Here is a 25,537-nt window from a genome sequence, read left to right on the forward strand (position 1 = left end):
GGCGCGCCCCGCCTATGCCGCTACGCGGCTAGGTGCTAGCGCCTAGCATCTCGCTACGCGAGATGCGGTCAAGATCCGCTGTGAGCAGCATGTATGCCGTCTGACCCTCGCCCATGTCTGCCATTGCTACGCAATAGCAGACATGGTGCTAGGTGGTTGCAGGATAGGTCTGCTAGGGCGTAGCATGCTGGGTAGCATCTGCGAGAGGAGCGGGAAATGCGATACGCGGTAGTCCGAGTGTTGGCCGTTGGGAACACGAAGCGATACGCCATCGAGGCTTTCATCGAGGGAATCCCCGATGATGTCAAGGCATCTGACGTACCGGGATTCCTTGAGCGTTCCCGCTATGCCTCGGAGTTCTCGGAGATGGGAATCTTCCTCGCCAACAGGAAGGTACTGCCCGAGGGAAAGGTACCCAAAACCGCGGTCGCTGACAATGCTCAGACGATCGAGTGGAAGGCTCTTCAGGCCAAGGGGACCACTCAGCTCAACATGCGGGTGCCGGCGCAGGATCGGGCTCTGTGGGAGATGGCCGCGGCTCGCGCGGGGAAGAAGCTGACGGATTGGGCTCGGGACATCCTGAACCATGAGGCGGGTATCAAGCCTGAGTAACAGTCAGGAGCACGAGAGAGGGCCCCACAGGCTTCCTGTGGGGCCCTCTCTCGTGACCGGGGCTCAGGGGGTGCGGCTCGCCAACTCCCGTACGACTGCGAGCAGCAGGAGCACGCTCTTGAGGGAGATCTCTACGTCGTCTCGGTCGAATCCCAGGGAGCTTGCGAGTGCTCCGGCTTGACCAGGGAGCGGCATGGCGGGGAATCCTTTCCCGTGGAATGCCTCGGAGTCTCCCTCGAAGTTCTTCGCGTACCCATGTAGGTCGCTCGCGTACAGGCCGGCCGTGTCCTCCTCTGCATGGAGGTCTCCCTCACGTGCGGCCCATGCGAGGTTCAGGAGCAACGCTGAACGGGTCTCCGGTGCTGCGTCAGTCCAGGTCCGGAGTAGCCCTCGATGTTCCGCCGCGCGCTCAACGTTGCCGCGGTACTGGTCCATCACCTCGTTCAGGGTCATGGTGACGTCCGGGATCTGCATGGCGATGCCGAGCAGGCTCCCAGCAGAGGCCATCTGGTCAAACGCGTTCACGGGGTTCCCCCTTCAGGGTTGTGGTGTGGCTGTCCCATCCTGTCGCCCTCCCCGGGCGCCGGCGGCTCCTTTGGGTACTTCGTTTAGGTGAAGCGGGGGCGTGCTGCGTCGCGGTCGACCTCTGCGCGGCGGATGCGGTCCTTGACCCTCTGGGTCAGGTCCCAATCCTCCGGGAACTCCTCATCGAGGTTGGGGTATTTGACCAACTCCGATCCCAGCGCGCGGAAGACCTCCACCATGCTGGTCCCGTTTTGGATTGCCCAAATGCGGACCTTGGTGTGAAGTTCGGGATCGAGGTCAAGGGTTGTCTTTGCGATCTTCTTTCCGCCGGCGTGCGCGACGGGTGCGGTCGGGTCCTTCAGTGCTCCCGATGTTCCGCCCATCTTCCTGGTTCGGCGCGGCGGATTCTTCTTCTCGCCCTTGTCGCTTTGCGCGCTCACGCGGCTTTCAACTCCTCAATTACTTCTTTCATGAGGCCATCGTAATCGCCGACTTCCGGCGGTACGTGACCAATGGCTTCAATGTAGAAAACCCCCTGATTGATCTCAGCCTTGAGGAGGGGGTATTTCGGCTCTCCGGTTTCGTCTACATCGTTCTCGACTTCATCCCGCCATTTCCTGGGCAATCTAGTTCGGTGATCGGCGCGCACCATGAAGAATGCAGCAACAACTCCGTTGGGGTTTTGCTCTGCTCCGGTGAGTGCCGTTGTCCAGGTCGCGGGGATGCGCCAGACCTCTCCTTCACTGGGGGCGAACGGCATCAGTACGACGTCGGCGATCGCGGCTCCGTCGTGCAGGAGGGCCGGATCCCCGCCTCCGGTGTCGACCACCACCACGTCGTACTCCTGGAGGGCCTCCTGGACGTGGTCCTTCAGGTCAACGTCCAGGCCAACCACGTCAAAGGGCAGGGTGTACCCGCGCTGACGTGCCTTTTTGGCCCATTGGCGGAGCATCTGAGACTTGGGGTCAGCGTCGATCGCGAGGACCTTGTACCCGAGGAGTGCCCAGTACAGGGCGATGAAGAAGGTGGACGTGGACTTTGCGGTCCCGCCCTTCACGAACCCGATGATGAAGACACGCGCGGCCGGTGGACGCTTGGGGCGTCGTGGCAAGGGACCCATGGGACCACGGTAGCGGCATCCCGTGTTCCCGTAACCAAGGGCATGCGGGACTCCCTCGATCGGTGGTACGCGCTCAGCGAGCAATGAGTGGCGAACCCTCCGATTAGATTGATGTCCTGGATCAACGGATGGGCCTGTCAAGGGGGATGACCATGGACGGCGACCACAGGCACGAGACCGGACGCGCGGGGGGCTCTGCTCCCCGAATACCGCCGGCTCCGACGTACGCCCCTGGGCAGGGTTCCGCGGGGTCGGCGTTCCTGGCCTGGTTGCGTGCACCGCGCGCAACGGATGCTGGTCTGGGGATCTGGCGGTTGGAGCATCGGCCGCGCCCCGAGCAGGAGCCGGAGCAGGTGCCGAGTCGGCAACTGATCGTCGGTGCTCTGCTGGCGGCTCTGATCGCGTGGTTCGCGTGGTCGCTCATGTACAACGGCTACGTGGGGTTTTGGTGGCTGCTCCCGCTCGAACTCCTGGCTCCCGATTCGTGGCTGCATGGTCAGGCCGGACCAGTGATCACGGTGGTGACGTACTACGGGTACTACGCGGTGATCGCCGCGGGCCTGCTGTTCACGGCCGGCAAGATCGGGCGATGGGGTGAGGTGTGGCGGCGGTACATCGCCCCGCGGCTGAAGCCCTCCGCCCCTGCACAGGCTCCTCCGCCTCCTCCGGGCGAGGATCCGGCCGAATGGCCCCAACTCCGTGCCGCGGGGGCCTCCGCCGCGGCCGATCGGCTCGCCTCAGACGCTCGGGCCGGCCTGATGCGGGACGTCGACCACGCGCGGCTCCTCCGAGCCTGGACGTCCGTCCAGTCCGGCCGGCATCCGCTGGAGGCGTTCACGCGCGCCGTTGCCCAGGAGGGAGCCGCGGCGTGTGCCCATCCGTCCGGGGTGCGGGATCTGCCGGCGCGGTTCGCGCGCCACGACCTGATCACGCATCAGGTGAAGTTGGGGGTGGCGGTCGACGATCCGAAGAATCCGTACGCCTACCGGACCGCTGGGCTCGGGATCGGTCCGGAGTTGCTGGGCACGTCGTTGTTGGCGGTCGGTCCGTCCGGGGCCGGCAAGACCAACTTGGTGGTGCGGCCGATCGCTGAAGCGCTGTGCTTGCAGGCCCTCGCCGCGCGTACGGCGGTGGTGGTCGTGGGTGCGGCCGGCGCGGGGCTCGGGCCGGCGGAACAGTACGACGTGGTGATCCGGATTGGTGATCCCGAGTCGGTGTACGACCTGGATCTGTACGGCGGCACCGCTGACTCCGATGAGGCAGCGTCCGTGCTCGCTGAGGCTCTGGTGGGCGATCTGGCGAGCGAGCAGGGTGGCGGGGACAGTCGGCGTGCAGCGACCGTGCTTGCTCAGCTCCTGGGACCCTTCAGGGCCGTGCACGGCCGTTTCCCCTCGGTCGGGGAGTTGCGTCAGCTCCTGGACGGGGCGCCGGCTCGGATCGGGGAGCTCCGGGCGGCTCTGGAGAAGATGGGGGAGGAGTCGTTGCTGCGGGAGTTGGACGCGCGGGAGCGTCAGTCCGGGGCTTCGGGCGATGTGGGGGTGGTCCTCGCCGATCGGATCGCCCTGCTCGATCGGCCCTCCTTCTCCCGCTTCTTCGACACCACGGGCGAGGGCCGGCCGTTCTCGCTGCGGTCTCTCGATCATCCCGTTCGGGTGCGGATCGATCTTCCGACTCGGCACGCTGATGCCTCCCGGATCCTGGCTCGGTTGGTGCTGGCTCAGTTCCTGGCGAGTGCCGCTCATCGGGAGGATCGCTCCCTGTTCGCGTGCCTGGTCCTCGATGATGCGGCCGGCGCCGTTACGGCGGAGGCGGTGCGCGGGATGCAGCGGCTGAGGTCGGCGAACGCTGGGGTGGTGCTGGCGTTGCGTGCCCTCGATGAGGTGGCGTCCGTGCTGCGGGGGCCGTTGCTGGGTGCGGTCGGGTGTCGGGTGGCTCTGTCGGGGGTCACGTCCTGGGATGGCCAGCACTTCGCGGATGTGTGGGGGAAGGAGTGGATCGAGGCTCGGGACGTCACCGATCGGCAGATCATCGCTGAGACCGCCGGCGGTCGCGCGCTGCACATCCTCCGGCAAGCGATCACGGGGAAGGCTCCGACCGCGAGGGCGGTGACCGTGCGGCAAGTTGAGCGGGAGCGGTGGTCTGCCTCGGAGTTGTCGCATGCGGTGCCGGCCGGCCACGCCGTGGTGTCGCTGTCGTCGGTCTCGGGGGAGCGCACGTCCCCGCTCTTGGTGAACCTTCGGGCCTGAGGCTCTGCCGGCGACGTGATCGGGCCCTGGAGACCGTACGAGACGGTTTCCAGGGCCCGATCACTATGGGGGCCTGCTCGGGGTCAGTCGTCGTTCTTGGGTGTCTTGGGGGTGCGGTTGCCGTGGGCGCCGATGCCGCCGGAGGCGGGGTTCGCCGGCCGCGGCGTGCTGGAGGAGGAGCGGGAGGAGTCGGAGGAGCCGGTACGGGGGGCGTGGGTGCTGATCCCGCGCTGGACTCCGACCGCGGCTCCCGCGGTGCCGGTGACGGCTCGGGAAGCGGTGCCGGCGGTGCGGGCAACCTTCCGGGCGACCTGGATCGAATCGCCGAACCCCGGGAACTTGAACACCAAGTAGATCGCCGCTCCGAGTGCGGCGGCGGAGACTCCGAGCCCGACCGTTACCGGGCCCTGCTCTCCGGTGCTCTGGAGGGCCGCGGCGAGACCGAGCACGATGACCACGATCGGCTCGATGAGGATCAGTCCGAGCATCACCGCGGCCCAACGGCGGATGTGGCCCCACAGGTCTTTGTCGACCAGGCCGGAGTAGACGACGACTCCGAGCAGGGCGCCCACGTACAGGCCAAGGGCCCTGAGGACCAGCAGGAGCCAGATGGCTCCGCACAGGGCGATGGTGAGGAGGGAGGCGATGATGAGGATGATCGGTCCGCCTCCGACCTTGCCGTCCTTCAGGGTGGCTCCGAGGGTGTTGAACACGCCCTGATGGTCGGATCCCATGGCGGAGATCAGTACATCGGTGACCCCGGAGACGGCTCCGGTCACGGTGTAGAGGATCAGGGGGGTGAAGGCTACGGCCCCCACGGCTATCCAGAGCAGGCCGATTGCCTCACTGAAGGCGGTGGTCATCGGCACGCCCCGTATGGCTCGCTTGGCGACCGCCAAGAGCCACAGGATCAGGACCAGGATCGTGGAGGCGGCGAACACCACGGCGTACTGCTGGAGGAAGGAGGCGTTGGTGAAGTCGACCGAGCCTCGATCCGTGATCGCGGTGCCGAGGTGGCGAGACGTCCAGTCCGCGGCGTTGGCGACGGACTGAGCGAGTTGGTGGAGTGGATCGAGGCTATCGAGTGCGTCGCTCCCACCTCCTGCTCCGCCCTTGCTGCCGTCCTTGCAGTATTCCGCGGCACCGCCGGCGATGGCGTCGCACGGATCTTCATCGGCGAGGAACATCGGGCCTCCTCTCCAGGGTGCGGGTGGTGTGCGGACGCACGGGGATCCCCCTCTGGGTGGTTACGGTCAGTTCATGGTCTGGCGAGCCTGCCGGAGCCTGGTGGCCGCGGTGGTGGCGGACTGGCCGGCCAAGTGCAGGGCGCCCACGGTCTGGTTGGTCCGGGCAGTGTTCGGTCCGGGCGGGGTCATCTGGGCAAGGCCGGCGGTCATCTGCTGGAGGGCCTCCCCCATCGCGTCGGCGATCCGGATGAAGTCGTCGACCGCTTGCCGCACGTTGGTCGGGTGAGTCCATTCCGCGCGGCCAGACTTGACGTCGTTGACAAGTCGGGCGATCGCGTCGGCGCCAACCCGCGCGTGCTGTGAAGGGTTTTGCGGGCTCACGGTGCCTCCGGGCGGGGTCGGAAATTGACCTGTCTGGCCTGTCAGTGCAGGTCACGGCCTGACGGGGGCCTGTCCGGGGTGGACAGGTCGACAGGATCGGCGTCACGTCGCGCGGGGTCTCGGACACGGTTTCGACAGGCCATGCCAGGACAGTGACACGTCGGGGACAGGTCACGACAGGGCGCCTTTGATGTCATCGAGTCGGTAGGCGGTCGGGCGACCTGGGGTGTCCAGGCGCACGGTCGGGATGGTCAACCCCGCCTTCTTGATTCGGCTCCGGAGGGCGCGTCCGATCATGGCGAGTCGATCGGGGCGACCCTCCCACTGTCCCCAGGTGGCGGGGTCCGCGGCCACCAGGCGATCGGCGATCTGTGCGACGGTCAACTCCGAGGGATCACTGAGAGTTGCGAAGATGGCAAGGAGCTGAAGGGCGATCTCGGGGGCGCCGGCGGGGTGCGGTCCGGTCGCGGTGACGTCGTCCAGGGGCGGGAATCCCGCGGCGACGCGCTCCTTGGCTCGGGCCGCGGCGACTGTGGCGGGGATCGGGGAGACGTAGCGGAGGATCGGTTCGCGGTGCCGGGGGGTGATCGCGTAGAACCGTCCGGCGTCCGCCGGCTCCCACTCTCCGGGGGAGGGGATGAGGACGTGAGGGAGCCAGCCCTTGGAGATCGCGTCGGACTGACCCACCACGATCGGCACGTCCGCTTGCCGGCACGGCAGCATGATCCGCACGCCGAACACGTCGGCGATCGCGTCCCCGAGTACGTCCTTGGTCGCGTCCTGGGTGCACAGAACGAGGGTGATCCTCGCCTTGCGGCCGATGCGCAGGAGCTCGATCCCCAGCTCCTTGCCGCGCGGGGTCAGCTTGGGCCATTCGTCGGCGAACACGACGATGGCGGGGCTGTCGGGGGTCACCTGCCAGTTGTCTTGCGTCGCCGGCATGGCGGTGATCCTGGCGGTCGCTTTGGCTACCAGGTACTCCAGGAGGATCTCCGCCTCCTGGGGGGTGAGGGCGCGGCGTGCGGCACACGGTGCGAGGGGGCCCAACCCGCGGCCGGTGGGGTCGATGTCGACCGCGACCGCATCGGAGCAGGCGGTGACGTACTCCGCCATGGTGCGGACCATCGTGCTCTTGCCTCCGCCGGTGTCGGAGACGATGAGGGCGTGTTGGCCGGCGAGGATGACGGGGGTGGTCTCTCCGTCCAGGCTGATCCCGATGTTGACCGGGTTGGTGATCGAGCAGGACAACGGCGCTCGTTCGGGGATCGGCAGGGGATTGCTGAACGGGTCGGAGGTGAGGATCCTCAGCGTGACGTCCGCGCTGTCCTCCGTCGTGGTCCGCTGGGCAAGGAGGCGGTTTTCGCCGACTCGGAGCGGCGTGGCCATCTTGGGCAGGATGCGGATCAGGTCTCCGAGGGTGCCTCCGGAGAGGATCAGGCGAGCGTTCCAGCCCCAATCGGTTTCGGTGGGGACCAGGACCTCCCCGACTTGTGCGCGCTCCTTGCGGAGGGCGAGCGTGATGGCTTCGCGCGCGCGGCGGGGATCGCGGCCGGCCTCCCTGATGGGGAACGGCTCCGGCTCTGGTTCTTCGGCGAGTTCGGTGTGGGCCGGCGGTGCGGGCGGGACGAACAGGAGCTTGGGAACGGGCGGCCGGCGACGGGTGGGCCGGCGCCCTTGGCCGTAGGCGAGCAGGGCGAAGAACGCGAGGGTGGCCGCGGTGACGACGACTCCGGCGAGGATCGACAGCCAGCACAGGCCCACCCATGCCGCGGGGAGGACCAACATCCAGGCGAATGCGGCAAGGTGGCGACGGGATCGGACTTGTCCGTACCCGATCTGAAGCATGCTCGGGGTCACTTCGAGGTGCTGGAACTCTTGCTGTCCCATGCGCATTTGGAGTTGGGCCCACTGCATCATGCGGTAGGCGATCATCGGGGAGGCGCCCATCCCGCCGAAGTAGCCGAACCCCCCGCCGCGGTTCTGCTTCTGCATCTGCATGCGCTGCATCTGCATGTAGGTCTGTTGCTTCTGCTGATCCTTCAGAAGGGTGATGTTCTGCTGGATCTCGGCATTGTTGCGTTGCCGCATCCGTTGCCATATGCGGTACTGATCGTTGAGTACGCGGTGCGCTATGTGCGTGTCGGTGAGGTCTTCCGCACGCCACCAACGGCCCCACTCAGAGCGCAGGTGACGCACCCCTTCGGCGAGGGTCGCGGTGCCGGCCATGGTGTCTTTCCCCCGTGCGTCAAATGGTGTTGAGAAGGATGTCACCCACGGTGTTACCGGAGGTGCGAATCAAGCCGAGTGCCATTCCGAGCAGGCCGGCGGAGGCTCCGAGCCAGATCCCGCACAGGGCACCGCGGATGACGGGTTGCTTCAGGTCGGCGCGGCCGGACTTGATCAGGCCGGCGTACAGGGCGAGCAGGCACAGGCCGGCGATCGCTCCGCTGACTCCGATCCTCTCCCCCCCGGTGATCTGCCCCTTCACGGCCGCGGCTCCGGAGGCGGCTCCGGTCGCGTTCTCCAGGGCGTAGCGGCCGATGCCGTCCCCCAGGGCCGCGGCGGCTCCGCCGGCGGTGCCGAGGATGCCTCCTCCCAGGAACAGCAGGGCAGCGAGGGCGACTCCGGCGAAGAAATGGATCTTCGGGGTGGGGTCTCCCCCCTTCCAGCGGCCGATCTGGTACATGAGGACGATCAGCCCTAGGGCGACCGCGCCGATTCCGCCGGCGGCGGCTCCCGTGTTGTTCATGTTCAGGCTCCTGTCAGGATGTGGATCACGCCGCGCCCGGTGACGCGTGCAACGGCGATGACGAACGACCAGATGGCCACGGCGAGGACGAGCCGCATCAGGTAGCCGATGATCGGCAGCTTCCAGGCTCCGCCGAAGACGCGAACGGCTCCGTGGATGATCGAGCTGATGAGGTGGCTGAAGGCGGCTCCGAGCCAGGAGCCGATGGGCATCAGCATCAACAGACCCAGGAGCAGGGCGAAGCACAGGACCCACCCCAGCGGGGCGAAGATCCCGTCCGCCGTGACGGAGGTGGTCATGCGGTCGACGCTGCTCCGGCCTCCCCAGGTCACGAGCAGGGAGAGGATCAGGGCGGGGATGTTGTACTTCAGCCGAAGCCAGCGGATGTCGAGACCGCGCTTCTCCGCGGCTGCATGGGGGTTGGGGAGGTGGGCGGAGATCGCCTCCCCGATGTGGGCGCCGATCGTGTGAGCGGCCTCGATGCCCTCGCTCCCGTGGGTACTCCAGGTGTCCCGCCATTCGTCCTTGACGTCACCCCAGCGCCAGAACTCCGGCCCTCCAGGCGCCTGGTCTCCGGCCGCGGGTTGGCCGGCGCCTGGTCCCCCGTTCGGGCCGGAGGGCGGCATGGAGGGCTGTGGGGGCGTCTCGGGGGGCGGTGCGGGGGAGCGCCACCACTCGGTTCCCTGCTCCGGCTCCGAAGCGTCATCGATCGGGATCGGCTCCTGGATCGGCTCCGTGCGGGGGGCGGGGACCTCCGGGGGCAGGGGCTGACGGAACACGCCCGGATCCGAGCCGTCGCCTATCTCGGGGTCGCTCATCCCTTCGCCTCCACCTGTCCCGTGCGCCTTTGCCTCGATCACCAGTAGCAATCTATGCCGCACCCCTCGTGAGGTCACAGGGGTTACGGTCCTCAACACCTGCTCCTCACCAGCACCTTCCCCACGGGATCGCCCAATGCGGCTCAAAGCGGGGTGGGTTGCTCATAGGGTGCGGGGCTGCATACGTCGGCGGAGGGCTCCCTGATGGGGAGTCCTCCGCCGCGGTGTCTCATGGGGTTATGTAATCACGGGAACACGGGAATGCGGCCCTCAGTGGTCCCACAGACCGTCTTGCGAAGGGTCCGGGGCCTTACGGGACTTCCGGCCTCCCTTGGACGTCTTGGCGCCCTTCTGAGCCTGCTCCCGCTGGTATGCGGCCCACGCTTCGGGGTGAGCGGCGTACCAGGCTTCCACGCACGTCTTGTGTGCGTGCCGGCCGGCATCGTCCAGAAGATGGGTGAGCCCTCCGCACAGGTGGCAGGGGCTCGGGTCGGAGGCGTAGTCCCAGTGGGAGGAGGAGCGCCAATCGAGCAGGGGGCCACCGACCGCGAGGGCCTCCGGCTCCGAGGGGGCCGCGGCCGGCGCCGGCCGGCTCGGTTCGACCGTCCGAGCCTCGCCGGCCGCGCGGCGGGGTCGACGTTCGGCAACGATCCGGATGAACACCGCGCGGTCGACCTCTTCGGCTCCGTGGCGTACGGCGAGGGCGCGTTTGCCGGGGGTGAGGTCGTAGTGCCAGCGGTAGTTGTCGGCGTTCTGGAACCACGTTCGCTGAAGTCCGATCCGGCCGGCGAACGTGTGGAGTTCGGGCTTGGTGTCGGCGGTGAGGTGGCACCACAGGCGCCCGGGGAGCCCTCTCTGGAGGGCTTCGGGGTAGTCCTGGATCGGGTCGACGTAGACAGTCATCCGAGCCTCCTCCGGGGGCCTGTGGTTACGGGATCACGGGGTTACGGGGTGTGGAGTCGAGAGGCTGCGCAGCAACTCGGACAGGCCGGCTCCCCCTCGATCGTCGTTGCGGGGTCGGAGGCTGCGGTGCAAATGCCGGACCGTTCGGGGTGGTTCCTCCAGCAGTGACAGGCACAGGTCTGGGTGACCGACTGGAGGGGATCCGCGGCCGGCGTACGGGAGTAGTCGTCGGGGAGCCGTCCGGTCTCGGTGAAGACCTGGACGGCTCGGATCATGTGCTTCATCTCCTCCGCCAACCAGGCCGGCGTCTCGTTGCCGCTCATCGATCAGTCCTCCCACAGCGGTAGGGGCGTTCCGCGGTCGGTCTTCTTGCGGGGGCCTCGCCGGCGCGGCGTGGTCTCGGTCCGGTCCGGGGCGGTGGTGGTGTCGGCCACGACCTCACTGATCGGGCGTTCCTCAGAGCCGATCGTGAGCTCTTCCTGGACTCCTCCGACCATGGGTTTCATGGGCTCCTCCTTCGCGGGAGTACGGGATCACGGGAGTGCGGGGTTCCTGAGGGAGAGCGGCACCGCACCGACCCCGGGGAGGGGGCGGTGCGGCACTGGGGTCCGTCAGGCGGCCCTGTCCAGGAGGGCTGAGGGCTTGGCCGGCTCGGGGGTGTCGGCGAGCAGGTCGGCCCACTCCTTCCGCACGGTGTCGCGGGTGCCGGCGTCGGAGCCGAACCGTACGGGCATCTGGATCCCCATGAAGTCCCCGCCGCGGGCGAACACCACGGGCTTGTTCGGGGCGGAGGCCCATACGGCGAAGGGTTCGTTGCCGGCGACCTTGCCCCATCGGGCCAGGAACTGGGGGTTCAGTCCGACCTCCAGCGGGGTCGACTCGCCGGCCTGGAGGGCTTCGGCCACCATCTTCCGCCATGTGCGGGAGAAGTCCTCGCCCTTGGCGGGGAGGTCGGCGTCGACCTCCAGGGATTGGCGGTCCGCGGTCATGAGCAGGCGCATCCCCTCCTTGCTGGCGATCGTCTCCAGACGGACCGCGGTGATGCGTCCGACCGCACGGGCGAATGCCTTGACGGTCTTGACGGTGTCGGCGGTGAGCCAGACCTTGCAGGGCTCCTGCTCCTCCTCCAGGCTCCGGCGGGCGATCGCCATGGTGTACCGGTCGGTGGCGACCGCGTAGAGGTTGCGGCGGTCGGTCTCGATGCGGATGCCGCACAGCGACGGGAGGGTGTCGTCCTTGGACATGTGCGGGATGACCTGCTCCAACATGCCCAGGAAGTCACGGATCTCGATCATTGCGGTTTCCCTTCTTCGCGGGGATACGGGATCACGGGATTGCGGTGCTGAGGGAGGGCGGCACCGCGCCGATCCCGGGGGGAGCGGTGCGGCACTGGGGTCCGTCAGTCCCGGACCGCGAGGAAAGCGGCGATCCCTTCGGCCAGGTGGTGGGTTGCCTGGTCCAGGAGGTACGCCCCTCCGAGGGGGCCTCCGAGGGTGTAGAACGAGCCCTTGCCGGTGGCCTCAGCGACCTTGCGGACGGGCCAGCGTCGGTCGATCAGGTAGTGGGTCCCGCCTGACAGGGCGAGGGCCGCGGCGATGTTCCGGCCCTTGAGTCCGAGCCCCAAGACCTTGTTGCCGACCACCAGGGCGAGGGCCTGAGCCGCGGTGTAGGAGGCGACGTGTCCGGCGAGGGCCTTGTGTCCCTCTGCCCCCGGGTTGGCCTTGTGGCGGGCCTGGTGGTCGCTCTGGATCCAGTGGTCCGCGGTGTCCGCGGCGATGCGGAGCAGGGCGTAAACGGCGGGGTAGGTGGCGGCTCGGTTGGTCCGGTTGGCAGTCATGGAGGGCGGTGTCCCTTCGGTGGGGCGGGAGCCTCCGGGCGAGGCTCCCGCGGATCGGTTCGGGGTCCGGGGTGGACTAGAACGGGGGTTCGTCGGTGAATCCGCCGGAGGAGGCGCCGGCGCCGGCCGTCGCGCCGGCGAGGGCGCCGGAGTCCGCGGCGGGGCGGTTGCGGGAGGCGGTGTCCCAGGTGGGGTCGGCGCCCTGGTCGCGGCGTACGGCGCTCTTGGTGACGGTGGCGGTCGCGTACGTGAGGGAGGGGCCCAGGTCGTCAGCCGTCAGGGTGATGCGCTCACGGTCGTTGTCGTCGTCGTCCGTCCAGCGCTCGGTCTTGACCGTGCCGATCACCAGGACCCTGTGTCCCTTGGCGAAGGTGGCCGCGGCGTGTTCGGCGAGCCGGCCCCACACGGTGACGGGCCAGAACGTGGTCTCTCCGTCCTTCCACTCGTTCGCGGTGCGGTCGAACCAGCGGGGGGTGTCGGCCACGGTGATCCGGCACACGGCGGTACCGCTCTGGGTGAAGCGGAGTTCCGGGTCGCGGGTCAGGTTGCCGGAGACGGTGATGGAGGTCTGGTTCATGGTGCTTCCCTTCTTCACGGGATCACGGGAGTACGGGATTACGGGAGTCGGGAATCCGGGGATCCCTGGTCAAGCCTTGAAGCGGGTACGGGCGATCACGCCGCGGGTGTTGGTCGTGACGGTGCTGTGGTCCTGCACCACCGTGCCGTCGTAGTGGTGGTGGTGGACGGGTGGAGCCGCCTCTACGACCTCCCGACCGCGGCGGAGCAGGCGGCTCAGCGCGAGGACCAGAGCGGTCGGGGCTCCGCAGATGCAGGCGATCACCACGGGGTCAGCCTGCCCGGAGGCCCACAGGACTCCGGTTGCGGCGATCCCAATCGGCAGGGAGGCGACTCCCGTGGCGAGGATCAGGCCGCTTGCGTCCGTCGCGCGCTGGCTCATCGGAGGCCGGCCGTACTGCGGTACGGGCGGGGCGGTGCCGACCTGGGGGACGGGGGTGGGGTCCGCGAAGCGGGTGGTGGCCGGTACGCGGGCCTCCTCCTGCACGGCCTGAGCAATGATCCGCTTTGCTTCGGCCGCGGCCTCCGTGTCGCCCATCGGCCGGCGCTCGGCAAACGGGATGCCATGGAGGGGGGCGGGGGTGTGGGTGGTCTCGGTCATCATCTCGGGGTGGTTCTCGATCATCGGTGCTCCCCTGGTGGTGCGGACGGTGTTTGATGGGGGTCGGCGTCTTCACCGTGTCCCCGGACTCTTTGACAGTCCGGGGGCCAGTGGAGGCGCCGGCCTCAGTCGCTCAGGCGGTCCCGCGCGGCGTTCTTGAGGGCTCGGGCTGACTCGGGCGCGAAGCGGAGCCACGCGCGGCCGATCGTGCCGTCGTCGTTGTCGGTGTAGACGATCAGGGCGGCGGTGCCGTCCGAGCCCTGCTCCAAGTTGAAGCGGGTGATCGTCCCGGTGAACTCGATGTCGGGTACGGGCTTCATCGCATCTCCTTGATCAGGCGACCTGAAGGTGGCCGGTGCGGATCTCTGCGTTGACGTAGTCGGCGAGGGCCTGGAGGGTCGACCACTTGCCGGACATGCCGTACTCCTTCAGAGTCCGGCGGGTGATCGTCTTCTCATCGGCGAGGATCAGCGGAGCCAGCGCGCGGGCCTGCTCCACCTTCTCGACGCTGATGTCATCGATCAGGTCCCGAAGGTTGGCGGGGTCCACGTCGGAGTCGTCGTCACCTTCGTTTCCCAGGTTCGCGGGGTCCGTGGTCCCATCCGGGGAGCCGTGGTCCCCGTTGGACCCCCATGAGTCGGCGATCTGGACCCCCGCGTAGAGGTCGTGGTCCCCGCGGTCCCCGGCGGTGGTCCCCGTGGTCCCCTGGTTGGTCCCCTCCGGGGAGCCGTGGTCCCCGGAGGTCCCCGTAAAGGCGGGGTCCATCTGCTCCGTCATCCCGTGGTCCCGTGATCCCGTGAAAACGGTATCGTGGGCGTGGTCCCCGCCGTTGTTGCTGGTCACGACGGGGGAGACGTGCTCCGGAATTCGGATGTTTACGGCGTGGTCCCCGTTGGACCCCTCCAGGGAGCCATGGTCCCCGGTGATGGTCCCCGCGTAGAGGGCGTGGTCCCCGCCCGTGGTCCCCGCGGCGGGGTCCATGGTCCCCGCGGTCCCCTGGTGGACCCCGGTTGTGGTCCCCGGAAGGGGTCCGTGGTCCCCACGGCCGGCGGTGATGGTCCCCGCGGCCGGCGGGATGGTCCCCGGGTGGACCCCGGTGGCTCCTTCGATTCCAAGGGTGGGGGCCTGAGCGGGGACCATAGTCCCCGCCGGCTCCGTGGTGGTCCCCTGCTCGGGGTCCGGGGTGTACGGCCGGCCCATCTTGACCACCCAGCGGTCGGCGCGGGGGGCGTTCCGGCGCCATCCGAAGTATCCGTGCTCCTCCCGAAGCTTGTCCCGGAGCCAGCGGCGGGCCATCTCCAGCTTCACCGCCTCCTCATAGGAGCGGACCTCCCAGAGGATCATCCGGCGGCGGATGATGGCGGTGCCGATCGGGTCCATCAGCCAGCGCGTGAAGCGCACGCCCTCCATGCGCCGGCCGTTGGCCAGACCCACCCTGTGGCGGATCGCGTGCCGTACGCCCTCCATGAAGGCGATGAAGAGCAGGGGCATTGCCGCGTGCATGCCCTGTCCGATGTACCGATCGAATCCGGTGACGTTCGGGGGGACGGAGGCGATGTTGAAGGCGATGGTGGCCGCGGTGAACGTCCAGGCCAGCCAGCGCATGGGGGGCAAGGACATGTCGGTCCACTCAAGGACCAGGTCCACGATGAGCAGGACCAGGATGCCCAGGTCGACCCCCAGGGGGACCATCCACGGGTCCTCGAATCCCATGCCGTCCGCGGCGTGTTCCACGGCCTTGAAGGAGCTGATGCCTCCCAGGATGGCCAGCCCAGCGGAGAGGATGCCGGCCGTGACGATGACCTTGATCTGGACGGGCGTCAACGGCTTCACCTCCTCCTCCTGGGTGGTCGTCTTGGTGCTCATGTCGGTTACCTTCCGTAGTGTGCGAGGGTGGTGTGCGCCGCACTGTGCGGCGGGGACGAATCGGGATCTTTCGGTCTGTGCTGCGGAGTGTGCAAGGTCCCTATCTGGGCCCTCCCCCAATCCGCACAGTGCGGGTGTGCGCGCACACCTGACCTCGCACGATGATTACTCTCCGTCGAGATCGGTCAGGGGGGAGCGGAGGATGATGTATCCGGCGTACGTCTCGGAGCTCCCGATGATCTCCTGCTCGATGAGCCTGTTCTTGAGTCGGTTCCACCAGGAGCGACCGTCGCCCTCGACCTTCAGCCAGATCTCAGAGAGGTCGGACGGGGTGAACTCCGTCTGTCCCGTGCGAAGCCACCTGTCGATCTGCTCGAAAATCAGGTCACGCGCGTCGTCACGGGAGAGGGTGTCCTCTGCGTTCGTCGCCTCGAAGGTGAGTGCGCCCTCGGGGTCGGCGTTGTCCATCGGGTCCTCCAGGCTGAGGCCCTCGAACCCTGCCTCCGGGTCCTGGAACTCCGGCCGGCTGAACATCTCCGTCAACTCCGCTACCTCCTTCGCGACCTGCTCCTCCGTCACGTCCTCGATCTCCTCATCCTCAGGGACCACAGGGACGCTATCCGTCTCGGGCGTCTCGTGGGTGTCCACGTCGCCGGATTCCGGCGCTTCGGCGGTCAACAGGGCGGTGGGGTTGGCTCCGTCGCCCTCCCCGACCAGGCCCGTGGTGTAGATGGTCCGCTTGCCGTACAGGGCGCCGGCGGCCTTGACGGTGACGTCGTCCAGCGGGTCACGGATCGCCGCGCCGAAGGAGACGGTGTCGGCGATCTCCTGCTCGCTCGTGAAGGGGGTGCGCACGACCATGGGCCAGCGCTCCTCTGTGATGCCGAGTCCCTCCAGGTAGGCGTATCCGGGCTTCTTGTCTCCCCAGGAGGGATCGGCGCCGGCGCCCACGGTCTGGGAGGAGAGGACGAACGACACGTCGGAGGAGTCGTTGATCCCGAAGCACATGCCGGAGCCGTGGTTCGCGCGGGCGTTGGTGCTGATGTTGGTGTAGTCCGCGCGCTGGAGACTGGTCACGATCCACATGCCGGCCGATCGGGCGGCGCGAAGGAGGTGGTCGTACTCGTCACTGTCGGAGGCGTAGTCCGCGGCCTCCTCCAGCCAGACCACGATGAAGTTGAGTCCGCACCCCGGGCGCCAGGAGGCCATGCCCTTGGAGCCGAGGAACTCAGTGCGGGCCTTGATGACCTTCTTCAGGATCTTGAAGAAGGGGCGAAGCTCCTTCTCCTCCGTGATGAACCAGTCGATCCCGTGGCGGAGGCATCCGAAGTCCTGCATGCCCTTGGTGACGTTGGCGTACCAGACCGTCAACTCCCTGCGGGTGAGCATGTCCGCCACCGTGGTCCGCCCGAACCACGTCTTGCCGGCGCCCGTGGCACCCATGACCAGGAGGTGGGAGACGTTGCGGTGGGGGCGGTCGGGGAGCTGTCCCGTGATGTCGATGTCCGCCTGCTCTCCGTCGTCGTACATCGCGACGGGGATCGGGGCATCGGCGATCGAGGCGCCGGCCGCGGACGGGCCCCACCACCGAACTCCGGTCTTCAGCAGGTCGGCGACCTGAGCCGTCATGTAGATCAGGGAGGAGTCGTCAGGGTCGACGGTGGCGACCATGCGGCCCTTGCCGAGTCGAAGCGCTGAAGCCAAAGCAGGGATCTTCTTGGCGAAGTCCTCGCCGGTGACGCCAGAGTCCTCCTTGGCGCGGATCACAGCCTTGACCGTGCCCTTGCCGTTGGACTCCACCTTCTCCAGGTCGTACTTGGCCAGCCCCACCTCAGCCTCGATCTTCGACCACTTGGGCTCCTTGGCCTCGCTCTCCTTCGGGCCGGCGAGGGTGTGGACCATGTTGGCGACGTTGAGGAACAGTCCGCCGATCGCCCACAGGGTGAAGGTCTCGCCCTCCAGGCCCGTGACGACCACGGCGGTCGAACCGAGGGTGAGCGCGCCGGCGTTGATGGTGTAGAGCTCCCGGCGGTACTTGCCGAGTCGGGCACCGATCCGGCGGAGGTACCAGGTGAGGGCGGAGCCGCCGGCCGCGGCGACCAGGGCGCCGTACGCCGTGGTGGTCGCGGTGTCGTTGACGCACAGATGGGCGATCTCCGCGGCGAAGGTGGTGATCCCGGTGACCATCCACGGCACCGCGTAGGGAACCAACCGGCCCTTCCAGGAGCTGTCGTCCCCGATGTTGATCTGCGGGATGTTCGTGGCGGAGCGCGACGTACGCGTGCGGACGCTGGCCATCTATGCGGCCCTCTTTCCGCGGGTCTCCTCCGCCTCCTTGATCGTGAATCCGCCCTTGCCGTTCTTCTTGCCCTTGTCGCGAGCCTCGATCTCCGGCTTCACGAAGTGCTTGATGAAGGAGGCGTACATCTTCGGGCCGGCCAGTCCGGCGAGCCGCATGGCCTCCGCACCCACCTTGAGGTGGGCGGACACCAGGCGACCGCGGATCTTGCTCTGAACGCCGAAGGTGTACCACTTGCCCTTGTACTGGCCCAGGACCGCGGCGATCACGTCGGCGTCCATGGCCATGCGCATGGACAGCTCCAACCCGATCTGGCGGAGGATGAGCCCGTACTTGTACAGGTCCTCGCTGCCCGTGATCTGGATCTTCTGGAGGTCGGTGACCAGCTTGGCCAACTGACCGACGCTGGAGGAGTCGGCCGGACCCATCGCGAAGTCCTTGGCGGTGCTGGGGGTGCCGGAGGCTCCGGCGCCCGGGGTGCTGGGGGTGCCGGGGGTGCCGGCGGTCTCGTCAGACATGCGGTCTCCTCTTCAGTTCGTGCCGTTGGCGAGGTTGGCGAGGGCCACCAGGAGGTGACCGAAGAACGGGGCGATCGGGGAGCAAGCGAGGGCGAAACCGAACGCCATGCAGGCGAGGGCTCCGCCGGCCTTGACCTGGTCGGTGAACTTGACCAGCAGGACCGCGAGGGCCCCCAACAGGAGCGCGGTCACAATGGCGATGAACGAGATCATTGATCCCCCCAGGATCACGGGTTGACGGGAGTACGGGGTTACGGGATCCCGTCTCAGGAGGCCGCGGCGACGTCGGACCAGGCCAGCGAGCCGGAGAAGGGACCACCGAACGGAACGGCGCTCTTGCCGGAGCGGCTCACCCCGCCGATCAGCGTGTGAACCTTCGCGAGGTACAGCGGAGCCTCATCGACCAGCCCGACGAACGGCGCCGGCGCCGGCTCCGGCTCGGTCGTCACCTTCGCGCCCTGGGCGCGGAACATCAACTCCAGCACGAAGCGCGAGGACTCCGGGTCCTCGCGCTTCAGCTCCTGGAAGATCTCGTCCGCGGCGTCCAGGCGCGCGGCACGCTCCGTCTCGGTCTCGTTGTCCGTACCGGTCCACAGCTCGATCGGCGTACCGGAGATGACGTCCAGCCAGACCGTGTTGGGCGTTCCGTACGACATGGTGATCCCCTTTGACAGACGGGTGTCCTTGGTGTTGCCGACTCAGCGGCGACGAACTCAAGGTAGAGCACTACACTCATTGAGCGCAAGCACTACACTTCAGGGGTAAGCAAGCACTACACTCAGCGGCACGAAGTGCTGCACTACCGAGAGGAGGCGGGATGGCCAGGACTGGCTATACGGACATTGCTGCGTACTACCGCCAGCAAATCGAGGACGGAGCGCTTGCGCCCGGGGACCCCATGCCCTCCATGCGGGACGTGACCGAGAAGTTCGAGGTGAGCATCACGACCGCGAACCGAGCCTTTCGGATGCTGAAGTCCGAGGGACTCACCTACGCCAAGTCTGGCGTCGGTACGGTCGTCAGCACGGAGCCTCGAACGCACGTCACGGGTACCGGCCGGCTCCAACGCCTGGAACGCACGGGTAAGCCGTACGCCAAGGGCGAGACCAGCACCGACCACCAGTCGATGCTCCTCTCGTGCGCCGACCCCGAGATTGCCTCCCAACTCGGGGTGGAGCTCCATGACGAGATCGTCATCAGGCGCAGGGTCTTCATGCGGGGCGACACCCCCACGGTCTTCGCCCTCTCCTGCATTCACATGCGCGCGATCACTGTGGTGCCGGAGCTCCTGAGCAACGAACCCATGCCGAAGTTCTGGCAGAAGATCTACAGCGAGCGATCCGGCGAAGAGATCACCAAATCGCCTGAACGTCGCGGGGCTCGACTTGCCGCGGACTACGAACTCGAAGCCCTCCGAGTGCACGCACCGAAGAACGCTGCGGTGCCTGTGCTCGTTCTGAACAACGTGTTCCACGACTCCCAGGGCCCCCTGGAGGTCTGGGAAGACGTCTACGCTCCGGGGCTCTGGCAAGTCTCCGAAGAATGACCCTCGGGTCACGGCGGTCAACGCAGCAACACGCGTAAGCTTCGCCTCAGCACACAACGTGATCGTTAAACGTCGACAGCCCCGCAACCCGGACTCTCCCTGGCGTCGAAACCAGGTGAGAGGTCGAAATCCGGATCAAGGGGCCGTCGGTGACCGACTTAGGTCTTGCCTGCGAGTGTAAGGCAGCGACGGGGAGATTTCGCCCCCGCTCCTGTGTCTCAGAACACGAAGCACTCGGACAGCAGGGCCGGAAAGGTACCTGTGGCTCACCACCACCTCCCGCCGATCTCAGAGGGTGTGCCTCTGACTCGCGCAGGGGTTCGGGATGACTAGCCCGAACAAAGTCCCTGATCAGAAGACCTCCGACACGTCCACCCCCCCGTCTCTTGGGGCGGTTGGCGATGAGGAATCCCGGTACGTTCTGTACCGGCTCGGATCGTCCGAGTATCGCCAGTACCCCAGTGGGCTGTGTGGCGTAGATCAGAACGGCATGCCGTACGCCCTCCTCCCCGGACAGCTCAGCGTCGAAGCAGGGCGTCAGCTCCGTGACGTGACTCCGGAGCTCACTCCGGGGGAACGGGTGCTGGAGACCACCTACGGCGTGACGTACAAGCCGAGCCCGAAGCTTCAGGCGAACACCTTGCAGATCAGCACGGAGGATCTGGACGCACGCGATCCTGAGTGGCCTCAGTGGCTCGGGGTCGCTGCGATGGCGGCGAAGCGTCGGTACGAGACGATCGGCACCGCGATCAAGGCGATGGGTGTGAAGGAGCAGGAGGCCCGCGGGTGGCTGGAGGCGTACGCCGCTACCGGCCTCCTGCTCCGCCCGAACAAGGAACCTGTGTTCCTGCGTCAGGGGGCTCCCGCGCTCACACCGACCGGTGCGACCGCTGACGTGATGTGCGGGGTTCCCGCGGCCCTCCAGGAGGATCCGGGCACGCGCGCCCTCGCGCTGGACGATCCGTCCGAAGAGACGTTTCCCGATGATCTGGCTGAGCTCCTGGGGTTCCTGGAGACCGCGCCGGACGATCCGGCGGTACCGGTGGCGATGCTGGCTCAGTTGATGTGGGCTCCGTGGTCCTCGATCAACGAACTGGGCAAGGTCCACATCGTCCTCGCTGCATCGACCGGTCACCGCAAGACCTCGCTTGCCGGCGGGATCGTGGCGGCTCAGTCCCGGAACTACACGGGCGGTGCGGGTGTCGAGGTACCGGTGGCCGTGAAGATGCGCGGCAACCAGTCGACGGTGTTCGGTACCGACCTGAAGTTGCATCTCCTCAACGGCATGGTGGGCGTGGTCGACGACTATTTCGCCGGCCAGATGACCCCGAAGGAAGTGCATCAGGCGTGGGTGCGGTTCGGGTTGATCGCGGACAATGCGGCGACCGGAGCCGGCGGTACGCGGGGCGCCTACCGCAACGGCCGGCAGACGCTGGCGAAGAACGTCTATCCGCGGTGCTGCGTGCTGGCCACGGCTGAGGATCTGCCGGAGGAGGCGGAGCACGGCTCGGAGGTCGCGCGGTACGTCGCGCTGCGGATGGAGGGCCGCGGGCTGAATCTGGAGGCCCTGTCGCGTCTCCAGGAGCAGTCTCGGGCCCTCTCGCGCGCTCACGCGACGATGATTCAGCGCGGGTTGCGTGATCTGGAGTTGCCCAGGAAGGGACTGGCTTGGGCGACGGAGGCAACGACTCGATGGAACTTCGCCGGCCATAACCGTGTCGAGCAGAACTACCGGAAGCTCATGGCGGGGGCCTGGTTGCTGGCCCAGCACATGGAGACCGCGGGGCTCGGTGGCGGGTGGTTCCTCGAATACGCGGATGAGCATCTGCGGGAGGCTGCAATGGCACAGGCACGCCGCAACGGCGTGGTGGATGGAAAGCAGATCGCGCGGGATCCGGTCTGGCTGTGGCTGAGGGAAGCGCGCGAAGTGCTGGCCGGCAAGCCGTTTTGGCTGGCGGCTCCGGAGCGCAAGGCAGCGAGTGCGGAGAACGGTGGGGAGCCGGAGTATCAGGTGCCCTCCGTCCCGGGGTTCGGTGCGTCCTCGATGGGTTGGCGCCAGATCGGACAGGCCGGCGGGTGGGCCGTGGTCGGGCAGGGTGACCCTCTGGGGGCCGTGCACGTCCAGCAGGACACGGGCCGGACCCCATGGCGTCCGGTGGTTTGGCGGATGCGGGCCACGATGTTCGCGCGGCTGCATGAAGAGATCGTGCGGCGGGTGCGGGAGCGCGGGTGGTCGATTCCGGCGGAGCCGGAGATGCGTCACAAGCTCGCTCAGGCGGGGATCCTGAAGGCTTCCAGCGGGACAGTGCTGGATCTGTTCGGGGCTCGGGTGAAGTGCCTGTCCCTGGATCTGGTGAAGATCCTGTCCGGCGAGGTGCCCGGGGACGAACCGGAGTCGGGTGGCGACCAGGTAGAGGGCGATGACGACGGGGGCGACGGTGGCGAGGGCGGGGAGCCCTCCGGTGGGGGGCCTGAGCCTGCTCCGACCGCCTCTGTGGAGCCGTTGCCGGCGTTCGTGCCGGCGATACTGCCGGGGACGGAGGAGGAGGCGCCTGGAGGCTCTGAGCGGCCCTCTGAGCCGGTTTCGGAGCCCTCCGGGGCGTCCGGTCCGGCGGTGCCGGCACAGGCACGGAGGGACGGGGTTACGGGGTCACGGGAGCCCGTGCGTGCGGGGTCCTCTGAGGTGGGGGTTCTCGATGTCGACGGACTGCACGTCCGTCCCGGGGAGGCTCCGATCCCGGTGTCCTCGCTGCCCATGACGCTCATGGCCGCGTACGCCCTCGCGGTGCGGGAGTCGGTGCTTCAGCTCTGGATCCATCCGCGCGCGGCCGAACAGATGGGGTTGCCTGCTTCGCGCCCCTCGGACGTTGCCCTCCATCAGCCTGTCCCGCACGTGTGGACCGACCTCCCGGAGAACCTCGATGCCGACCCTGTAGGCGGGTTGGTGCCGTGGTCGGTGGTGTGGCACCGCGACTCCGGGCGCAAGGAGTCGGGGGTCTCGATCGTGCTTCCGCAGTACGAGACCCGGGTGCCCTGGGTTCCCCAGGAGGGCGAGCAGGGCGGGGCGCCGGACGGTGCCTCCCTGCTTCAGGCCGTGGTGAGCCTCAACCGGGCGTTGGGGCACTCGTACTACCAGGCGCCGAACATCACTGCGTCGCAGTACGTCCATCGGCACACGCGCTCCGCTGAGCCCTGCAAGGCATTGATCCGGGGTGAGGTACGGCCGGCCGCGCGGATCCGCGGTACGGACGATCACCCGACTCCGGTACGGCAGTTCATGCACCCTGCTTCGTGGTCTCGCCCCCTGCTCGATGAGGAGGAGGGCGCGGTGTTCGTGCACCGCTACGACCTGTCCGCGGCGGAGTTGTCGGGCATGGATGCGGTCTACGGGGTCGGGGAGCCTGTCCACATGCGGGGCGGGGACATCCCGATCAGTAAGAAGATCGCGGGGTACTACCTGCTCGCTGAGGAGCCGCGGGGTCTCGATCCTCGGTTGCCTCAGTTGCTGTTCGCTCAGCCGAAGTGCGACGGGGAGCCGTGGGTGACGGGGGCCGATCTTCACTGGCTGTCGAAGTTCACGGAGGAGCCTCTCCCCGACGTTGTCGAGGCGTACGTGTGGAAGGAGTCCGTTCGGGCTCTGGCAGCCACCAGGGGGCATCTCCAGAAGGGTCGGGAGCTGTTGCTGGCCCAGCGGGGTTCCGCGGCCGGAGAGACCGCGTACAAGGCGCACGGGGCCCTGTACAAGTCCCTGATCGGGTACCTCGCTCGAACGTCCGGACCGCGCAACGAAGCTGACTCACTGTGGCGTCCGGACTGGCGCGATCACCTCAAAGCAGAGACGTACGGGCGGATGTACTACTCCCTCCAGCGGATCGGCCAGACCTCCGGCCGGTATCCGGTGGCGACGTACGTGGATGCCGCGTACTGGGTGAGCAACTCCCCCGACCCTGTCGAGTCGGCACCCAAGGGAATGGTCCTGGGCTCGGGTGGGGGTCAGTGGAAGCACGAAGCGTGTGTGCCGCTTGCCGCGGTGCGTGAGCACCTGGGCGAGAAGACCTTTAAGCGCATGTTCGAGCGGGAGCTGAAGAAGCAGGAGGGCGGACGGTGAGCAGTCCCTACGACGATTGGGAGATCCCGGACCCTGTCCACCACGACCTCGAACAGGGGTTGATGGAGGGGGTCTACGGCCCGATGGCGGACGGCTCGATCCAGGGAGTCGTGGACGCGATCGGCAAACAGGAACTGATCCTGATGATGGCCGGCACCACCGACAAGAAGAGCCGCGCGTACAAGTCGGCTCGGGACAAGGTCGGTCGCTGGGTGAAAGGCTCCCGCCGGCCGAGCAAGACCGGACGGGAGTTGCTCGACAAACTCGCCAAGGACTGGAAGCGATCCCAGGTCATGGGCCGCGGCTCCCTGAATGTGTCGATCTCCGGCACCTTCGTCACGTCGAAAAAGCCGTGGAAGGGGAAGATGTCGGCGACGCTCACGGGGACGGCTCTGGCGGACTTCATGGACGCGCTGGAGGCGGGTGACGCGATGTGGGCAGCTCAGGTGGTGTGCCAGGAGTACGGCATGGATCCTGACGTCATCCTGGAGATGACGGAGGTCGGAGAGATCTCGGTGAGCTGACGTCGTACGACGTCACGGCCCCCTTCCCGCATCTGCGGGAAGGGGGCCGTTCCTGTGTCGAGCGGAGCGCACGGCGCGGGCCGGACGCGCACACCGCGGCCGGCCCTCAGGTCTTTCTACGGATCGTCTCACCGCCCCGGCGGGTGTCGATCCCTCGAACGGGTGACGCTCCCACGGGGGTACGGGATCACGGGGTCACGGTGCCACGGTGATACGGGATCACGGGATCTGCCGTCGTTCGATTCCGGCTCCCGACCCTTCTTTTCCTCTCCCTGCTCTGCTACTTTCCGTTACGAAACTCGCCGGCTCGATCGGGCGCCGGCGGGGGTCCGGGTTGCTTAGCAACCCGAGCCCCGCCGGTTGCCTGGTGGTGGGTTGCTAAGCAACCGGGGGCGGGTTGCTAACTGTTTTCGCTGGTCAACCCCTCCTCTTGGGGGTTGGCAACCCTCGGGGAGCCGTCCGGGGTTGCTTGGCCTCTTGGCGTTTGTGCAGGTCAGGGGTTTGCAACCGGGGTCGGGAGTTTGCAACCCGTTAGCAACCCGCCCGTTGTCGCGTTTATGCAGGTCAGCGAGTTAGCAACCTAAGCAACCTTTGCAACCCGCGTTTTTCGGGTGGGAAACAGGGCTCGGGTAGGTCATCACACAGTGTGGCTATCGCCCCTCCGTCCCGATTCGAACGGCTCAAATGTGGGGTTGTAGCAGTGCTGATAGCAGGAGTAGGCTACGTGCTAGCACCTAGCAGATTCCTTCTCCTTGGAGGCTCCGTGCGTTGCGAATTCTGTGGCTCGGATGGGCCGGACGTGGTCATCAAGCGGGACCCGTTCGCATGGGAGGTCAACGACCAGGACTGGCAGATCCCGCTGTGTGACCCGTGCGAGCAGGCCCGTGCGGATGACGCATAAATTCCCTGCTCAGGGCCCATTCTGCCGGCTCCGGCCCCCCAAGGCCGGAACAACCCCCAGGGGTCTCCCCAGTGGAGAATCTGCGGGTTGTGGTCTCGGGGGGACTTGTCCCCCCGAACCCCCCTGCGGATTTGGACTCCGTCCAAATCCGAGCACCCAGCGCGGAGCGCTGGGTATGGCGCTAGCACGCTACTGCGTAGCAGTCTAGCGCGTGCGCGCC

26 protein-coding genes are annotated in these 25,537 nt (G+C 67.4%); 5 read left to right on the forward strand and 21 right to left on the reverse strand.

The genetic code is table 11. The features are described 5' to 3' along the window. Positions 1-216 precede the first annotated feature (216 nt). The gene (locus ACZ562_RS37435; protein ID WP_471188970.1) at positions 217-612 is read left to right on the forward strand and encodes a type II toxin-antitoxin system TacA family antitoxin; all 396 of its coding nucleotides are present in this window, start codon (positions 217-219) and stop codon (positions 610-612) included. Positions 613-675: 63 nt separating this feature from the next. On the opposite strand, the gene ACZ562_RS37440 is transcribed toward ACZ562_RS37435, so the two are convergent. From ACZ562_RS37440 to ACZ562_RS37450, 3 genes are all read right to left on the reverse strand, one after another. Continuing rightward, positions 676-1,137, reverse strand: a complete 462-nt coding sequence (locus ACZ562_RS37440; RefSeq protein WP_471188972.1) for a hypothetical protein — start codon at positions 1,135-1,137, stop codon at positions 676-678. An 83-nt stretch (positions 1,138-1,220) separates the two neighbouring features. Next, on the reverse strand, positions 1,221-1,577 hold the full coding sequence (locus ACZ562_RS37445) for a hypothetical protein (RefSeq protein ID WP_471188975.1): 357 nt from the start codon (positions 1,575-1,577) through the stop codon (positions 1,221-1,223). Continuing rightward, the gene (locus ACZ562_RS37450) at positions 1,574-2,257 is read right to left on the reverse strand and encodes a ParA family protein (protein WP_471188977.1); all 684 of its coding nucleotides are present in this window, start codon (positions 2,255-2,257) and stop codon (positions 1,574-1,576) included. Before ACZ562_RS37450 ends, ACZ562_RS37445 begins: the two co-directional genes overlap by 4 nt. 152 nt (positions 2,258-2,409) lie before the next feature. Here ACZ562_RS37450 and ACZ562_RS37455 point away from each other — a divergent pair, with 152 nt between their 5' ends. Next, complete coding sequence (locus tag ACZ562_RS37455) at positions 2,410-4,503, forward strand: type IV secretory system conjugative DNA transfer family protein (protein WP_471188979.1); 2,094 nt, start codon at positions 2,410-2,412, stop codon at positions 4,501-4,503. Positions 4,504-4,586: 83 nt separating this feature from the next. On the opposite strand, the gene ACZ562_RS37460 is transcribed toward ACZ562_RS37455, so the two are convergent. The 18 genes from ACZ562_RS37460 to ACZ562_RS37545 form a co-directional block, all read right to left on the reverse strand. Next, positions 4,587-5,690 carry a hypothetical protein gene (locus ACZ562_RS37460; protein WP_471188981.1) on the reverse strand — a complete coding sequence of 368 codons (1,104 nt, stop codon included), beginning with the start codon at positions 5,688-5,690 and terminating at the stop codon, positions 4,587-4,589. A 66-nt stretch (positions 5,691-5,756) separates the two neighbouring features. Further along, entirely contained in the window at positions 5,757-5,963 is a 207-nt protein-coding gene (locus tag ACZ562_RS37465) for a hypothetical protein (RefSeq protein ID WP_471188984.1), read from the reverse strand. Between the two features lie 279 nt (positions 5,964-6,242). Further along, positions 6,243-8,297 (reverse strand): P-loop NTPase family protein, encoded by a 2,055-nt coding sequence (locus tag ACZ562_RS37470; RefSeq protein WP_471188987.1) that lies wholly within the window; start codon positions 8,295-8,297, stop codon positions 6,243-6,245. 19 nt (positions 8,298-8,316) lie between these two features. Beyond that, positions 8,317-8,820 carry a hypothetical protein gene (locus ACZ562_RS37475; protein WP_471188990.1) on the reverse strand — a complete coding sequence of 168 codons (504 nt, stop codon included), beginning with the start codon at positions 8,818-8,820 and terminating at the stop codon, positions 8,317-8,319. Positions 8,821-8,822: 2 nt separating this feature from the next. Beyond that, on the reverse strand, positions 8,823-9,638 hold the full coding sequence (locus ACZ562_RS37480; RefSeq protein ID WP_471188993.1) for a hypothetical protein: 816 nt from the start codon (positions 9,636-9,638) through the stop codon (positions 8,823-8,825). A gap of 270 nt (positions 9,639-9,908) precedes the next feature. Next, positions 9,909-10,541, reverse strand: coding sequence for a DUF4031 domain-containing protein (locus tag ACZ562_RS37485; RefSeq protein WP_471188996.1), 633 nt, complete (start codon positions 10,539-10,541; stop codon positions 9,909-9,911). Positions 10,542-10,582: 41 nt separating this feature from the next. Continuing rightward, positions 10,583-10,864, reverse strand: coding sequence for a hypothetical protein (locus ACZ562_RS37490; RefSeq protein ID WP_471188999.1), 282 nt, complete (start codon positions 10,862-10,864; stop codon positions 10,583-10,585). 3 nt (positions 10,865-10,867) lie between these two features. Then, a complete protein-coding gene (locus tag ACZ562_RS37495; RefSeq protein ID WP_471189002.1) occupies positions 10,868-11,047 on the reverse strand; it encodes a hypothetical protein in 180 nt (59 codons plus the stop codon). A gap of 105 nt (positions 11,048-11,152) precedes the next feature. Then, a complete protein-coding gene (locus ACZ562_RS37500; RefSeq protein WP_471189004.1) occupies positions 11,153-11,836 on the reverse strand; it encodes a DNA polymerase III subunit beta family protein in 684 nt (227 codons plus the stop codon). 104 nt (positions 11,837-11,940) lie between these two features. Then, positions 11,941-12,378 carry a hypothetical protein gene (locus tag ACZ562_RS37505; RefSeq protein ID WP_471189006.1) on the reverse strand — a complete coding sequence of 146 codons (438 nt, stop codon included), beginning with the start codon at positions 12,376-12,378 and terminating at the stop codon, positions 11,941-11,943. Between the two features lie 76 nt (positions 12,379-12,454). Further along, positions 12,455-12,955: a single-stranded DNA-binding protein gene (gene ssb / locus ACZ562_RS37510; protein WP_471189008.1), complete on the reverse strand. Its 501-nt coding sequence runs from the start codon at positions 12,953-12,955 to the stop codon at positions 12,455-12,457. Positions 12,956-13,024: 69 nt separating this feature from the next. Further along, a complete protein-coding gene (locus ACZ562_RS37515) occupies positions 13,025-13,579 on the reverse strand; it encodes a hypothetical protein (protein WP_471189011.1) in 555 nt (184 codons plus the stop codon). Positions 13,580-13,680: 101 nt separating this feature from the next. Continuing rightward, positions 13,681-13,875, reverse strand: a complete 195-nt coding sequence (locus tag ACZ562_RS37520) for a hypothetical protein (protein WP_471189012.1) — start codon at positions 13,873-13,875, stop codon at positions 13,681-13,683. Positions 13,876-13,888: 13 nt separating this feature from the next. Next, positions 13,889-15,421, reverse strand: a complete 1,533-nt coding sequence (locus ACZ562_RS37525; protein ID WP_471189014.1) for a DUF2637 domain-containing protein — start codon at positions 15,419-15,421, stop codon at positions 13,889-13,891. A gap of 165 nt (positions 15,422-15,586) precedes the next feature. After that, the gene (locus ACZ562_RS37530) at positions 15,587-17,719 is read right to left on the reverse strand and encodes a hypothetical protein (protein WP_471189016.1); all 2,133 of its coding nucleotides are present in this window, start codon (positions 17,717-17,719) and stop codon (positions 15,587-15,589) included. After that, entirely contained in the window at positions 17,720-18,238 is a 519-nt protein-coding gene (locus ACZ562_RS37535) for a hypothetical protein (protein ID WP_471189019.1), read from the reverse strand. A gap of 12 nt (positions 18,239-18,250) precedes the next feature. Continuing rightward, positions 18,251-18,451, reverse strand: a complete 201-nt coding sequence (locus tag ACZ562_RS37540) for a hypothetical protein (protein WP_471189021.1) — start codon at positions 18,449-18,451, stop codon at positions 18,251-18,253. Positions 18,452-18,504: 53 nt separating this feature from the next. Continuing rightward, on the reverse strand, positions 18,505-18,894 hold the full coding sequence (locus tag ACZ562_RS37545; RefSeq protein ID WP_471189023.1) for a hypothetical protein: 390 nt from the start codon (positions 18,892-18,894) through the stop codon (positions 18,505-18,507). A gap of 161 nt (positions 18,895-19,055) precedes the next feature. Between ACZ562_RS37545 and ACZ562_RS37550 the strand changes: the two genes are divergently transcribed. The 3 genes from ACZ562_RS37550 to ACZ562_RS37560 all read left to right on the forward strand — a co-directional run bounded on the left by ACZ562_RS37550 (position 19,056) and on the right by ACZ562_RS37560 (position 24,416). Continuing rightward, a complete protein-coding gene (locus ACZ562_RS37550; RefSeq protein WP_471189026.1) occupies positions 19,056-19,784 on the forward strand; it encodes a GntR family transcriptional regulator in 729 nt (242 codons plus the stop codon). Positions 19,785-20,274: 490 nt separating this feature from the next. Further along, positions 20,275-23,892 carry a hypothetical protein gene (locus ACZ562_RS37555; protein WP_471189029.1) on the forward strand — a complete coding sequence of 1,206 codons (3,618 nt, stop codon included), beginning with the start codon at positions 20,275-20,277 and terminating at the stop codon, positions 23,890-23,892. Continuing rightward, the gene (locus ACZ562_RS37560) at positions 23,889-24,416 is read left to right on the forward strand and encodes a hypothetical protein (RefSeq protein ID WP_471189031.1); all 528 of its coding nucleotides are present in this window, start codon (positions 23,889-23,891) and stop codon (positions 24,414-24,416) included. The genes ACZ562_RS37555 and ACZ562_RS37560 overlap by 4 nt, the downstream gene beginning before the upstream one ends. Positions 24,417-25,537: the final 1,121 nt, after the last annotated feature.

It is taken from the genome of Streptomyces sp. NPDC040410, assembly GCF_055595715.1.